At 69.7% G+C, this 15992-nt stretch carries 1 protein-coding gene (running past one end of the window); it reads right to left on the bottom strand.

The annotated features are described in order from the left end of the window. Positions 1-15992: part of a non-ribosomal peptide synthetase coding region (locus D7X96_RS23625; protein ID WP_147468380.1), annotated on the bottom strand (this coding region is incomplete at its 5' end). Its footprint begins 12253 nt before the window's first position; the window shows 15992 of its 28245 annotated nt.

Genomic DNA, 15992 nt, shown 5'->3' with positions numbered 1-15992 from the left:
GTGAGCGTGATGTCGAACTTCGATGCACGGGTGTCCACCGGGACGCTCTGGAAGGACAGCCCGGACACCCGAAGCGTTTCGGTGGGCGTGTTCTGCAGGGAGAACATCGCCTGGAAGAGCGCGCTGCGGCTCAGGTCTCGCGAGGGCTGGAGGACCTCCACCAGCTTCTCGAAGGGCAGGTGCTGGTGCTCGTAGGCCGCGAGCGTCGTGCGGCGCACCTGGGCCAGGAGCTCCCGGAAGGTCTCTTGCGGCTGGACGTGGGCGCGCAGGACCAGGGTGTTGACGAAGAATCCGATGAGGCCTTCGGTCTCCGCCTGCGTGCGTCCCGCGATGGGCGTGCCCACGCTGATGTCGTCCTGCGTGGAGTAGCGCGACAGCAACAGCTGCCAGGCCGCGAGCAGCAACATGAACGGCGTCGCGCCTTCCGCCTGGGCCAGGGACTTGAGCGCCTGCGAGACCTCCGGAGAGACGCGCACGTCCACCGTCGCGCCCCGGCGTGACTGCACCGGCGGGCGCGGCCGGTCCGTGGGCAGGTCCAGCGCGGACGGAGCCCCCGCCAGCTGCTGCTTCCAGTAGCCGAGCTGTGCCTCCAGGGCCTCGCCCTGGAGCCATCCGCGCTGCCACAGGGAGAAGTCCGCGTACTGCACGGGCAGCGGCGGGAGTGAAGGCGTCTGGCCGGTGCTGAAGGCTTCGTAGAAGGCCGCCACCTCCCGGACGAGCACGCCCATGGACCAGCCGTCGGAGACGATGTGGTGCATCGTCACCAGCAGCAGGTGCGAGTCCTGTCCCAGCCGCACCAGCGTGCTGCGCAGCAGCGGGCCCGTGGCCAGCTGGAAGGGGCGCCGGGCCTCCGTGGCCGCCGCGCGCTGTGCCTCCTCCTCCCGCTGGGCTTCAGGGAGCGAGGTCAGATCGATGAGGGCCAGCTCCCAGCCAGAGGGCTCCTGGATGCACTGCGACGGGTCCTCTTGATCCGAGGAGAGCGTGGTGCGCAGCGATTCGTGGCGCTCCACCAGCGCTTCGAACGCGCGGCGCAGCGACTCCATGTCCACCGGGCCCGTCAACCGCAGGGCCGTGGGGATGTTGTACGAGATGTCTCCCGGCTGGAGCTGATCCAGCAGCCAGAGGCGCTGCTGGGCGAAGGACAGCGGAATCACGTCTCCGCGCGGCAGGGCACGCAAGGGCGGGGCCTGGAGTCCGGTGGCCCGGGCCGCTTCAATCCTCGGCGCGAGTCCTTCGACGGTGGGCGCTTCGAAGAGGGCCCGCAGCGGCAGCTCCACGCGGAAGGTGGTGCGCACGCGCGAGACGAGCTGGGTGGCCAGCAGCGAGTGGCCTCCCATGGCGAAGAAGTCGTCGTGGAGGCCCATGCGCTCCACGCGAAGGACCTCGGCGAAGAGCGCGGCGAGCTTCTTCTCTGTGCCGGTGCGCGGGGCGACGTAGACGGAGCTCCGGGGCGTGTTCCCCGGCTCCGGCAGGGCCTTGCGGTCCACCTTGCCGTTGGCGTTGAGCGGCAGCGCGTCCAGCACCATGAAGGCAGACGGCACCATGTACTCGGGCAGCCGCTGCTTGAGGCCTGCCCGGAGGTCATCCGGCGTCAGCTCGTGGCCCGCGCGTGCCGTGACGTAACCGATGAGGCGCTTGTCCGCGCCGGCGCCCCGGGCCACGACGACCGCCTCGTTGACGCCCGCGGCGGCGCGCAGGGCGGTCTCGATTTCACCCAGCTCGATGCGGAAGCCGCGCATCTTCACCTGGAAGTCGGCGCGGCCGAGGAAGTCGAGCGTTCCGTCCTCCCGCCAGCGCGCCAGGTCGCCCGTGCGGTAGAGCCGTTCGCCCTGAGTTGCGGCGAAGGGATGGGGGATGAAGCGCTCCGCCGTGAGCTCCGGACGATTCAGGTAGCCCCACGCCAGGCCGGGGCCTCCGACGTACACCTCGCCCGCGATGCCCACGGGCACCGGGTTCAGGCGCGCGTCGAGCACGTAGGCCGTGGAGTTGGAGAGCGGCCGGCCAATGGGGATGGCCCCCTCCACGCGCGAGCCGTGCTCCATGGCGAAGCCCGTCGAGAGGGTGGTGTTCTCCGTGGGGCCGTAGACGTCGTGGAAGGTGGCGCCCTCCGGAATCCGGGCGAGGTGCTCCCGCACGCGATCCGCGGGCAGCACGTCACCACCGGAGAGAATCTGGCGCACGCCCGCGAGCACCTCGCCCTGGTGCAGGGCCATCTGCTCGAAGAGCGCGGTCGTCAGGAACAGCGACGTCACGCGGTGGTGACGCAGCTGTTCGGCCAGCTCCTCCAGCGACAGGGAGTGCGGCGGAGCCAGGACGAGCTTCGAGCCATTCAGCAGCGCGCCCCAGATTTCGAGCGTGGAGGCGTCGAAGGCGATCGGCGCGACATGGAGCCAGACCTCGTCCGCGCCGAAGCGCATGAAGGTGCTGCCGAGCACCAGACGGGTGATGCCCCGGTGCGGCACGCAGACACCCTTGGGGCGGCCCGTGGAGCCTGACGTGAACATCACGTAGGCCATGGCCTCGCCGTCCACGCGGACGTCCGGAGCGTGGGTGGGCAGCGAGGCGATGATGTCACGCTGTGCATCCAGCCAGACGCGCGTGCCGGTGGCCGGCAGCAGTGAAGCGAAGGGCTGGTGGGTGACGATGAAGTGGACGTCCGCGTCCTCCAGCAGCGACGCGATGCGGTCCACCGGAGCGTTGCGGTCCACGGGGACGTAGGTGGCGCCCACCTTGAGGATGGCGAGGGTCGCCGCCACCAGCTCGAAGGACCGCTCGACGGCGAGGCCGACGCGCGCACCCGGGACGATGCCCAGGCCGCGCAGGTGCCAGGCCAGCTGGTTCGCTCTCGCGTCCAGCTGCCCGTACGTCAGCGAATCCCCTCCGAGGACGAGGGCGATGGCGTCCGGCGCGCGCTCGGCCTGCCGGGCGAAGTGGACGTGGACCGGGACGTCCGTGGGGCTTTCGACAGCCGTGTCGTTCCACTCCACGAGGATGCGCTGGCGCTCCTCGCTGGAAAGCAGGGACAGCTCCGCCACGGGCTGGTCGGGCTGCGTGGCCACGGACTCCAGCAGCGTGCCCAGATGGCGGACCATCCGCTCCACGGTGCCGTGCTTGAACAGGGCGGTGCTGTACTCCAGCGAACCCACGAAGCCCTGGGGCGAGTCCTGCATCGTCAGGTTGAGGTCGAACTTGGCGGAGCGGCCCTCGGTCGTTACCTGCTGGAAGGCGAGGCCCCGCACCCGCAGGTCGCTGGTGGGCGCGTTCTGCAGGGCGAACATCACCTGGAACAGGGGGCTGCGGCTCGGGTCCCGCACGGGCTGGAGTGCTTCCACCAGCTTCTCGAAGGGCAGGTGCTGGTGTTCGTAGGCCGCGAGCGTCGTGCCCCGCACCTTCGCGAGCAGCTGGCGGAACGAGTCCTCCGGCGTCACGCGCGTGCGGAGGACGAGCGTGTTGACGAAGAAGCCGATGAGGCCTTCGGTCTCCTCCTGCGTGCGGCCCGCGATGGGTGAACCCACGCTGACGTCGTCCTGCGCGGAGTAGCGCGACAGCAACACCTGGAACGCCGCGAGCAGCACCATGAAGGGCGTGGCGCCTTCACGCTGCGCCAGTGCCTTGAGCACTTCGGATGTCGCCTGGGGAATCCGGACGGAGACGGCCGCACCCGCGTGGGACTGGATGGCCGGGCGGGCGAAGTCGGTCGGCAGCTCCAGCGCGGAAGCGGCGCCCGCGAGCTGCTGCTTCCAGTAGCCCAGCTGCGCGTCCAGCGTCTCGCCCTGGAGCCACTGGCGCTGCCGTTCCGCGAAGTCCGCGTACTGCACGGGCAGCGGAGGCAGCGTGGGCGTCTGACCGGAGCTGAAGGCCTCGTAGAAGGTGATCAGCTCCCGGACGAGGACGCCCATGGACCAGCCGTCGGAGACGATGTGGTGCATCGTCACGAGCAGGAAGTGGTCCTCCTCGCCCAGCCGCACCAGGGTCGTGCGCAGGAGCGGGCCCTGCTCCAGGTGGAAGGGCAGGTTCGCTTCCTTCAGGAGCCGGCGCTGGGCATCGGCTTCACGCAGCGCTTCCGGCAGCGCGCTCAGGTCCACGCGCGACAACGTCCACGCATCCGGCGCCTGGATGTGCTGTGTGGCCTGTCCTTCGTGCTCATGGAAGGTGGTGCGCAGGGACTCGTGGCGAGCGACCAGTGCTTCGAAGGCGCGGCGCAACGACTCCACGTCCACGGGGCCCTTCAGCCGGAGCGCCGTGGGGATGTTGTACGACGCGTCCCCCGGCGTGAGCTGATCCAGGAACCAAAGGCGCTGCTGGGCGAAGGAGAGCGGAATGGTGCCCCTGCGGGACGACTTCCGGAGCGCGGGAGCCCCCTGGACCGTCGTGGGCCGCGCGTCCGCGAGCTTCAGCGAGAGGGCGGCCACGGTCGGCGCATCGAAGAGGGCCCGCAGCGGCAGCTCCAACCCCAGCGTGGCCCGCACGCGCGAGACGAGCTGAGTGGCCAGAAGGGAGTGTCCCCCCAACGCGAAGAAGTCGTCGTGGAGGCCCACGCGCTCCACCCGGAGGACCTCGGCGAAGAGCGCGGCCAGCTGCTTCTCGGTGTCGGTGCGCGGGGCGACGAAGGCGGCGGTGCGCGCGGTCTCGTCCGGCTGGGGCAGGGCCTTGCGGTCCACCTTGCCGTTGGCGTTGAGGGGCAGCACGTCCAGCACCATGAGCGAGGCGGGCACCATGTACTCGGGTAGCCGCTGCTTGAGGCTCGCCTTGAGGGTGTCCGCGTCCAGCGAGTGGCCCGTGCGAGCGGTGACGTATCCGATGAGGCGCTTGTCCGAGTCCGCGCCCCGGGCCACCACGACGGCTTCGTTGACACCGGAGACAGCGCGCAGCGCGGCTTCGATTTCACCCAGCTCGATGCGGAAGCCACGCACCTTCACCTGGAAGTCGACGCGGCCCAGGAAGTCGAGCGCGCCGTCCTCCCGCCAGCGTGCCTTGTCACCGGTGCGGTAGAGCCGTTCGCCCGGAGTGGCGGCGAAGGGGTGCGGGACGAAGCGCTCCGCGGTCAGGTCAGGACGGTTGAGGTAGCCCCAGGCGAGGCCCTGGCCTCCGACGTACACCTCGCCCGCGACGCCCACGGGCACCGGGTGCAGGTGCGCGTCGAGTACGTAGACCGTGGAGTTGGTAAGAGGCCGGCCGATGGACACCGTGCCGTTGACCACCGTGTCGCGGTGCATGGCGAAGGTGGTGGAGAAGGTGGTGTTCTCCGTGGGGCCGTAGCCGTTGAGGAACGTGGCGCCTTCCGGCAGGCGAGCAAGGTGCTCACGGACGCGGGAGGCGGGCAGCACGTCGCCACCAGCGAGGACCTGGCGGACACCCGCGAGCGCTTCGCCCTGGTGCAGGGCCATCTGCTCGAAGAGTGCAGCGGTGAGCCAGAGTGACGTCACGCGGTGGTGACGCAGCTGGGCGGCCAGCTCCTCCAGCGAAAGCGAATGGGGAGGCGCGAGGACGAGCTTCGCGCCATGCAGCAGCGCGCCCCAAATCTCGAGGGTGGACGCGTCGAAGGCAACAGGGGCTGCCTGGAGCCAGACTTCGTCAGGCCCGAAGCGCATGAAGGAGCTGCCGAGCACCAGGCGGGTGATGCCTCGGTGGGGCACGCAGACGCCCTTGGGGCGGCCCGTGGAGCCCGAGGTGAACATGACGTAGGCCAGCGCTTCACCGTCCACGTGGATGTCCGGCGCATGCGTGGGCCTCGCGGCAATCTCAGCGGACTGCGCATCCAGCCAGACGCGGGTGCCGGAAGCAGGCAGCAGGGACGCGAAGGGTGGGTGCGTGAGCGTCACGCTGACGTCCGCGTCCTCCAGGAGTGCGGCGATACGCTCCACGGGGGCATTGCGGTCCACGGGGACGAAAGCCGCGCCCACCTTGAGGATGGCGAGCAGGGCCGTCACCAACTCGAAGGAGCGTTCGACGGCGAGGCCCACCCGCGCACCCGGGACGATGCCCAAAGTGCGCAGATGGTGGGCCAGTTGGTTTGCCCGGGCTTCGAGCTGTGCATACGTCAGTGTCGCGTCGCCCAGCACCAGGACCACCGCATCGGGCGTGCGCTGGGCCTGCCGGGCGAAGTGGACGTGGACGGGGATGTTCGTGGGGCTGACGGCCGCCGTGTCATTCCACTCCACCAGGATGCGCTGCTGCTCCTCACTGGAGAGCAGGGACAGCTCCGCCACGGGCTGCTCGGGCTTTGTGGCCACGGCCTCCAACAGCGTGCGCAGGTGGCCCGCCATCCGCTCGATGGTGCTCCGCTCGAAGAGGGCGGTGCTGTACTCCATCCATCCGGTGAAGCCCTGGGGTGAGTCCTGCAACGTCAGGGTGAGGTCGAACTTGGCGGAGTGGCCCTCGGCGACAGCCGGCCGGAAGGTGAGGCCCGGCACGCGCAGCGCTTCTCCAGGCGCATTCTGGAGGACGAACATCACCTGGAAGAGAGGGCTGCGGCTCGTGTCCCGCACGGGCTGGAGGGCTTCCACCAGCTTCTCGAAGGGCACGTGCTGGTGCTCGTAGGCCGCGAGTGTCGTGCCACGCACCCGGGAGAGCAGCTGTCGGAAGGAGTCCTGCGGCTGCAACTGGGCGCGCAAAACCAACGTGTTGACGAAGAAGCCGATGAGGCCTTCGGTCTCCGCCTGGGTACGGCCGGCGATGGGCGAGCCCACACTGACGTCGTCCTGGCCCGAGTAACGGGACAGCAGCGTCTGCCAGGCAGCCAGCAGCACCATGAAGGGCGTGGCGCCTTCACGCTGGGCCAGGGCCTTGAGCGCGTCGGACGTCGCCTGCGGAATCCTCACGGAGAGCGTTGCACCCGCGTGGGACTGGATGGCCGGGCGGGGGAAGTCGGTGGGCAACTCCAGCGCGGCCGGAACCCCCTGAAGCTGGTGCTTCCAGTAGCCCAGCTGCGCGTCCAGCGTCTCACCCTGGAGCCAGTTGCGCTGCCACGCCGCGAAGTCCGTGTACTGCACCGGCAGCGGGGCCAGAGAGGGCGTCTGGCCCGTGGAGAAGGCCTCGTAGAAGGCCACCAATTCCCGGACGAGGACGCCCATGGACCAGCCGTCGGAGACGATGTGGTGCATCGTCACGAGCAACAGGTGCTCATCCGCCGCCAGCCGCACGAGGGCGGTGCGCAGCAGCGGGCCATTCCGCAAGTCGAACGGCTGACGCGCATCCGCTTCGACCTTCCGCTGGGCTTCGGCTTCGCGCTTCGCTTCAGGCAGCGTGGAGAGGTCGATGAGCGGCAACGCCCACGTGCCAGGCGCGTGGATGTGCTGGGCGGCCTGGCCCTGGCTCTCACGGAAGGTGGTGCGAAGGGCGTCGTGGCGGGCCACCAGCGCTTCGAAGGCGCGGCGCAGGGACTCCTCGTCCAGCCGGCCCGTCAGCCGGAGCGCGGTGGGGATGTTGTAGGACGCGTCGCCCGGGGTGAGCTGGTCCAGGAACCAGAGGCGCTGCTGGGCGAAGGAGAGGGGCTGCGGGCCGTCCGCCTGGGTCCGGGTGAGCGGAGGCAGCTGGAGGCTTGGAGCCTGGGAGTGGAGGCGCTCCGCGAGCGCGGCCACGGTGGGCGCTTCGAAGAGGGCCCTCAGCGGCAGCTCCACGCGGAAACCAGCGCGCACGCGGGAGACGAGCTGGGTGGCCAGCAGGGAGTGGCCCCCCAACGCGAAGAAGTCGTCGTGGATGCCCACGCGCTCCACGCGCAGCACCTGCGTGAAGAGGGCCGCGAGCTGTTCCTCGGTGGGGTTCCGAGGCGCGACGTAGGTGGAGGCAGCTGCCCCGCTCTGGGGCGCGGGGAGGGCCTTGCGATCCACCTTGCCGTTGGTGTTGAGCGGCAGCGCTTCCAGCACGAGGAGCGCGGAGGGGCGCATGTGCTCGGGCAGGAGCTGCTTGAGCCAGTCCTTGAGGACTTCGGGCGTGGGCGCGGGCTCAGTGCCTTCCGGAGGCACCACGTAGGCGACGAGCCGCTTGTCGCCAGGAATGTCCTCGCGAGCCAGCACGACGGCTGCGTGCACCTGGGGATGCTTGAGGAGGGCGGCTTCGATTTCGCCCAGCTCAATGCGGAAGCCGCGCACCTTGACCTGGAAGTCCGCACGGCCCAGGTAGTCGAGCATGCCGTCGGCACGCCAGCGCACCACGTCGCCCGTGCGATAGAGGCGGGCACCCGGAGTGGAAGAGAAGGCGTCGGGGATGAATCGGTCCGCAGTCAGCTCCGGCCGGTTGAGGTAGCCGCGAGCGACGCCTTCGCCGCCGATGAAGAGCTCACCGGCGACACCGACGGGCACGGGGCGCAGCGTGCGGTCCAGCACGTAGACGCGCACGTTGGGCAGGGGCCGGCCGATGGTGGGAGTGGGGGAGGCATCGAAAGCGCAGGCAGTGGCGTCGACGGTGCACTCGGTGGGGCCGTAGACGTTGAAGACGCGCGGTCGCGGGGCCTGGGCCAGGTGGCGCCAGGTGGCCGGGTCCACCGCTTCGCCGCCCACGAGGACGCGGCGGGGGATGGACTGGCGCTCCAAGAGGCCTTCATCCACCAGCAAGCGCAGGTGCGCGGGCGAGCAGTCGAGGACTTCCAACGCATCCTGGCCAATGCGATTCACCAGCTCGGCCACGTCGGCGCGGGCTTCGTCGGGGACGATGCAAAGCGTGTGGCCGTCGAGCACCTGGATGAGCTGCTTGACGGAGGCGTCGAAGGAGAGCGGCGCATTGATGCTGACGCGCTCTCCCGGCTGGGCATCCGCGTGCACGGTGGCAGCAAGCGCGACGCGCAGGTTCAGCACGGAACGGTGCTGAATCATCACGCCCTTGGGACGGCCGGTGCTGCCCGAGGTGTAGATGATGTACGCCAGGTGCTCTGGGGTGACGGACGTCACCGGAGCGTCCTGGGACTCAAGGTCCGCAGTGTCGGAGTCCAGGCAGAGGGTGTGCGCGGAGTGCGGAGGCAGTGAGTCGCGCAGACGCTGCTGGGTGAGCACCACCGGAGCACTGGTGTCCTGAAGGACGTGAGCCAGCCACTCACGCGGGTAGCTGGGGTCGATGGGGACGTAGGTGCCGCCCGCCTTGAGTGCACCGAGGATTCCCACGAGGGCTTCGACGGAGCGCTCCACGCACAGCACCACGCGCACGTCGGGGCCCACGCCCAGCTTCACCAGGCGGTGAGCAAGCTGATTGGCGCGAACCTCCAGCTCACGGAAGGTGAGGCGTTCATCGCGGCAGATGACGGCGAGCGCGTCAGGCGTGCGAAGGGCCTGGGCGCTGAAGGCCTCATGGAGGCAGAGGTCTCGCGGGAACTCCGCGCCAGGCCCGTTCCAATCCACGAGCAACTGCTGCCGCTCCGGAGCGGTGAGCAGCGGCAGGCTGGCGAGAGTTGCCTCAGGCTTCGCGGCGATGGCCTCCAGCAACACTCCGAGGTGGCCCACCATGCGCTGCATGGTCGAGGCGTCGAAGAGATCGCTGCTGTACTCCAGGACACCGACGAAGCCCTGAGGCGAGTCCTGCATCGTCAGCGTCAGGTCGAACTTCGCCGAGTTCGCTTCGAGCGGAAGCTGCTCGAAGGACAGCCCCTGCACGCGCAGCGCCTCCATGGGCGTGTTCTGCAGGGAGAACATCGCCTGGAAGAGCGCGCTGCGGCTCAAGTCGCGCACGGGCTGGAGGGTCTCCACCAGCTTCTCGAACGGCACGTGCTGGTGCTCGTAGGCCGCGAGCGTCGTGCCGCGCACCTGGGCCAGGAACTCCCGGAAGGTTGCCTGCGGCTGGACGTGCGCCCGCAGCACGAGCGTGTTGACGAAGAAGCCGATGAGGCCTTCGGTCTCCGCCTGGGTGCGACCCGCGATAGGCGTGCCCACGCTGATGTCGTCCTGCGTGGAGTATCGCGACAGGAGCACCTGCCAGGCCGCGAGCAGCAGCATGAACGGCGTGGCGCCTTCACGCTGAGCCAGGGCCTTGAGGGCCTCCGAGAGGCGAGCGGGAACGCGCATGTCCACCGTGGCGCCCCGGTGCGACTGCACGGGCGGACGCGGGCGATCCGTGGGCAGGTCCAGCGCGGCCGGAGCTCCCGAGAGCTTCTCCTTCCAGTATCCGAGCTGCGCCTCCAGCGTTTCGCCCTGGAGCCAGGCCCGCTGCCAGACAGAGAAGTCCGCGTACTGCACGGGCAGCGGCGCGAGGGCGGGCAACTGATCCGCGTGGAACGCCGCGTACAGCGCGGTCAACTCCCGGACGAGGACGCTCATGGACCAGCCGTCGGAGACGATGTGATGCATCGTCACCAGCAGCAGGTGCTCCGCCTCGTTCAGGCGCACCAGGGACGTGCGAAGGAGCGGACCCGCTTCCAGGTCGAAGGGCCGACGGGCCTCCAGGTTCGCGAGGCGGCGGCCCTCTTCGTCCCGCTGGGCCTCGGGCAGCGAGGACACGTCGAGCAGCGGCAGGACCCACGTCGCGGGCGAGTGGATGCGCTGCGCGGGTTCACCCTGATGCTGGAAGAAGGTGGTGCGCAGCGTCTCATGCCGCGCGACCAGCGTTTCGAAGGCGCGGCGCAGGGACTCGACGTCCACGTGGCCCTTCAGGCGAAGGGCGGCGGGGATGTTGTACGCGGCGCTGCCGGGCTGGAGCTGATCCAACAGCCACAGCCGCTGCTGGGCGAAGGACAGGGGCGGCGGGCCTTCGTGGGTGGCGAGCGGGAGCGGCGGGAGCCGGGCGCTTGCCGTGGCGGTGCGCAGGCGCACGGCGAGAGCGGCGACGGTGGGCGCCTCGAAGAGGGCGCGCAGGGGCAGCTCCGCGTTGAACGCCGCGCGGATGCGAGAGACGAGCTGGGTGGCCAGCAGCGAGTGGCCACCGAGCGAGAAGAAGTCGTCGTGGACGCTCACGCGCTCGCGGCGCAGGACCTGGGCGAAGGCGTCGGCGAGCTTCTCTTCCGTGGCGTCACGAGGCGCGACGAAGTCCGCGAGAGGCGAAGCGTCGGGGACGGGCAGGGCCTTGCGGTCCACCTTGCCGTTGGGGCTGAGCGGCATGGCCTCCAGCACGAGGAACGCGGAGGGCACCATGTACTCGGGCAGCCGCTCCTTGAGAAACGCGCGCACCGCGATGGTGTCCAGCTCCTGGCCCTGAGTGGGCACGAGGTACGCGACGAGCCGCTTGTCGCCGGGGACATCCTCACGGGCAAGGACGACGGCCTCATGCACGGAGGCATGCGCGAGGAGCGAGGCTTCGATTTCGCCCAGCTCGATGCGGAAGCCGCGCACCTTCACCTGGAAGTCGAGCCGCTGGAGGTAGTCCAGCTGGCCGTCGGCGCGCCAGCGCACGGCGTCACCGGTGCGGTAGAGGCGGGCACCTGGGGCGGAGGAGAAGGGACTCGGGATGAAGCGCTCGGCCGTCAGGGCAGGCTGGCCAAGGTAGCCCCAGGCGAGGCCTTCGCTGGCGAGGAAGAGCTCACCCGGGACACCCACGGGCACCGGCTGCAAGTGGGCGTCGAGGACGTACGTACGGGTGTTGTCGATGGGACGGCCGATGGGAGGCCGCGTGCTGTCGTCGCGCAGGACGGGGGTGAAGGTGGCAACGACGGTGCTCTCGGTGGGCCCGTAGTGGTTGAAGAGGGCCGCGGGTACCGAAGGAGGAGGGCCGTGGTGGAGGGCGTCGCCACCCGTCAGCAGGGCGCGCAGGGCGATGGGACGAGGCCACTCCTCACGCAGCACGGCCTCGGCGAGGGGCGTCGGCATGAAGCAGGTGGTGATGGCTTCGCGGGCCAGCCATTGAATCAGCTGGGCGGGCTCGGCACGCACGGCGTCAGGCGGGACGACGAGGCTGGCGCCGGAAGCCAGCGAGGGCCACACCTCCCAGGTGGAAGCGTCGAAGGCGACGCCGGCGGTGAGGGCGGTGGAGTCCCGAGGCGTCAGCGAGTAGGTGCGCTGGTGCCAGGAGATGAGGTTCATCAACGCGCGGTGGTGGACGGCGACGCCCTTGGGGCGGCCGGTGCTACCGGACGTGTAGATGACGTAGGCCAAATCCTCTGGCCCCACGGACGCCACCGGGAGTGGCTGCATGTGGGCCGCGGACTCCACCTCCAGCGGGAGGACGCGCGCGGAGAGAGAAGGCAGCGAAGCACGAAGGTGTTGCTGGGTGAGGAGGACGGACGCGCCGGAGTCCTCCAGCATGAAGGCCAGACGCTCCGGCGGGACACCGGGCGCGATGGGGACGTAGGCCGCACCCACCTTGAGGACGGCCAGCAAGCCCGCTACCAACTCCGGGGAGCGCTCCGCGAGGACGGCGACGCGCTCGCCACGGGAGACGTGCAACTGGACGGCAAGCCCGTGCGCCCAGGCGTCGAGGCCCGCGTAGGTGACGCTTCGCTCACCCATGCGCACGGCGATGGCGTCGGGCGTGCGACGGGCATGCTCGGCGACGACGTGGTGGATGCAGGTGTCGCGCGGGAAGGCGGTATCCGTCTCGTTCCACTCGACGAGAAGCCTCTGCCGCTCCTCGGCCGTCATCACCTCCAGCATGGAGACGCGCGCGTCGGGCTGGGCTGCAAGAGAGGAGAGAAGGACGCCGAAATGCCCCATGAGGCGCTGGACGGTGGAGGCGTCGAAGAGGTCGGTGCTGTACTCGAGGAAGCCAGTGAGGCCCTGAGGCACCTCAAAGAGGGTGAGTGCCAAATCGAAGCGGGAGGAGTTGCCCTCCAGGGGGATGGGCTGGAAGGCCATGCCCGGCACTCGCAGCGCCTCGGCGGGGGCGTTCTGCAGGACGAGCATCACCTGGAAGAGAGGGCTGCGGCTCAGGTCGCGCGAGGGCTGGAGGACCTCCACCAGCTTCTCGAACGGGACGTGCTGGTGCTCATAGGCCGCGAGGGTGGTGGCCTTCACCTGGGAGAGCAGCTGGCGGAACGTCGAGCGCGAATCCACCTGGGCACGCAGGACGAGCGTGTTGACGAAGAATCCGATGAGGCCTTCGGCTTCCGCATGGGTGCGGCCGGCAATCGGCGAACCCACGCTGATGTCGTCCTGGCCAGAGTAGCGCGACAGCAGCAGCTGCCAGGCCGCGAGCAGGAGCATGAAGGGCGTGGCGCCCTCGCGCTGGGCGAGGCTGCGCAGTGAGTCCATCAACTCCACGGGGATGCTGACAGGCACTGTGGCACCGCGCCGGGACTGCACGGCTGGGCGCGGGCGGTCCGTGGGCAGCTCCAGTGCCGCGGGGGCTCCGGCCAGCTGCCGCTTCCAGTAGCCGAGCTGCGCCTCCAGCATTTCGCCCTGCAGCCACTGGCGCTGCCAGAGCGCGAAGTCCGCGTATCGCACCGGCAGCGGCGCGAGCGATGGCGCCTGTCCCGCACTGAAGGACGCGTAGAGGCTCGCCAACTCGCGGATGAGGACGCCCATTGACCAGCCGTCGGAGACGATGTGGTGCATCGTCGCGAGCAGGACGTGGGACTCCCCCGAAAGCTTGAGGAGGGCGGTGCGCAGCAGCGGCCCATGCACCAGATGGAAGGGCTGCCGGGCCTCCCGAGTGGCACGCCGCAGCGTCTCCGCCTCGCGCGCGGACTCCTCCAGACCGGACAGGTCCTCCACGGGGAGCGCCCATTCAGCGGGCGCATGAATGCGCTGGAAGGGCTGACCCTCTTCTTCGAAGAAGGTGGTGCGCAGGGCTTCATGCCGCGCCACCAGCGCCTCGAAGGCACGACGCAAGGCTTCCACGTCCAGGCGTCCGATGAGTCTCAGCGCGACGGGGAGGTTGTACGACGCGTCGTCCGGGGTCAGCTGATCGAGGAACCAGAGGCGCTGCTGCGCGAAGGAGAGCGGCAGGTGTCCTTCGGTGCGGGTCCGCGTCAGCGAGGGCAGACGCGTGCCGGTCGCGGCGCGCTGCAGGCGCTCAGCCAGGGTGGCGATGGTCGGCGCCTCGAAGAGGGCGCGAAGCGGCAGCTCTATGTCGAGCGCGGCGCGCACTCGGGCCACCAATTGAGTCGCGAGCAGCGAGTGTCCGCCCAGTTCGAAGAAGTTGTCCGTGCGACCCACGGTGGGGACGCGCAGCACCTCGCTCCAGAGGGCCGCGAGCTTTTCCTCCAACGGAGAGGCGGGTGCTTCGTAGGCGTGCGAGGCCCGGAGCACACCCGCGTCCGGAGCGGGGAGGGCCTTGCGGTCCACCTTGCCGTTGGACGTCAGCGGCAGCGCCTCCAGGGGGACGAAGGCGGCGGGCACCATGTACTCAGGCAGGTGCTGCTTGAGGTGGGCACGCAGGGCCGTCACATCGAGGGCTTCACCCACGACGTAGGCCACCAACCGCTTGTCACCCGGCGAATCCTCGCGGGCGAGCACGACGGCGTCCTTCACGGCGGGGGCAGCCCGCAGGGCGTTCTCGACTTCACCCAGCTCGATGCGGAAGCCGCGCACCTTCACCTGGGCATCAATGCGGCCGACGAAGTCCAGTTGGCCATCCGCGCGCCAGCGCACCACGTCGCCCGTGCGGTAGAGGCGAGCCCCTTCTTCTCCGGAGAAGGCATCTGGCACGAAGCGCTCGGCGGTGAGGCCTGGCCGCCCCGCGTATCCACGCGCGACGCCCACGCCACCAATGTGTAACTCACCACGCACGCCCACGGGCACTGGATGCCCATGCGGGTCCAACACGTAGACGCGCACGTTCGCCAGCGGCTTGCCGATGGAGGGCACGTTCCCATCCGCCACCACCTCACCGAACGTGGCGATGACGGTGGCTTCGGTGGGACCGTAGGTGTTGAGCAGGCGCCGCCCCGGCGCCCAACGCGCGACAACATCCGCGGGCAGGGCTTCACCGCCGGAGATGACGGTGCGCACCTTGGGCAGCCCTTCAGAGGACGTGGCCGCCAGAGCTGCGGGAGTAAGGCTGACGACGCTCAACTCCTGCTCACGCAGCAGCACGGGCAGCGGCGCGCCCGGCATCAACTTCTCCAGCGGCGCGAGCACCAGCGTGGCGCCGTTGCAGAGCGTGGTGAAAATCTCCTCCACCGACAGGTCGAAGCTGAGGCTGGCGAACTGCAACACACGGCTGCCAGGGCCAATGCCGTATGCCACCGCTTCGTGGGTGACGAGGTTGGCGACGCTGCGGTGTTCCACCGCCGTGCCCTTGGGCGTGCCCGTGCTGCCCGACGTGTACAGCAGGTACGCCATGTTCGCGGGCGTCACGCCCGTTACCGGCGCATCCGTCGGCTCCATGGCGAGCGCAGCGCGCTCCGTATCCAGGCAGAGCGCGCGTGCATGCAGTGCTTCCGGGAAGCGGTCCACCAGCGGCTGCTGGGTGACGAGCACCTGCGCGGCGCTGTCCTCCAGCATGAAGGCCAGGCGCTCGCGGGGCAGCAGCGGATCCACCGGCACCCAGGCGCCACCGGCCTTCAGGATGCCAAGCAGGCCGATGACGATATCCAGGGAGCGCTCGACGCTGAGGGCGACTCGGACCTCCGGGCCCACGCCACGACGGCGCAGGGCATGGGCGAGCTGATTGGCCCGGGCGTCCAACTGCGCATACGTCAGCTGCGTCCCTTCGAAGACCGCGGCAACGGTCTCCGGAGCGCGTCGCACCTGCGCCTCGAAGAGCGAATGCATGCAGGCTTCGGGGAAGGGCGCGCGCGTGGCGTTCCAGTCCACCAGCATTTCTTGCCGCTCGCGGGTGGTCAGCAGCGGCAACCGAGCGACAGCCTCATTCGGCTGCGCGACGGCCTGCTGCAGGAGCACGCTCAAGTGCTCGGCCATGCGCGCGGCGGTGGAAGCGGTGAAGATATCGGTCGTGTACTCGAGATAGCCCTTGAGGCCCGCGTCCGTCTCCAGCACCTGGAGGGTGAGGTCGAACTTGGCGGAGAAGGTGTCGAGCTCCAAAGCCTCCAGCTTGACGCCCTCCACCGTGGCGGCGCCGCGGAAGGAGGCCTGGTAGGTGAGCATCACCTGGAAGAAGGGAGTGCGGCCTGGGATGCGCTCGGGCTTCAACTCCTCCACGAGCCTCTCAATGGGAAGCTCCTGGTGCTCCTGGGC

The organism is Corallococcus interemptor (assembly GCF_003668875.1).
GTDB classification, from domain to species: Bacteria; Myxococcota; Myxococcia; order Myxococcales; family Myxococcaceae; genus Corallococcus; species Corallococcus interemptor.
The sequence above is the reverse complement of the archived record's forward strand: the minus strand, read 5'-3'. Positions and strand labels throughout refer to the sequence as shown.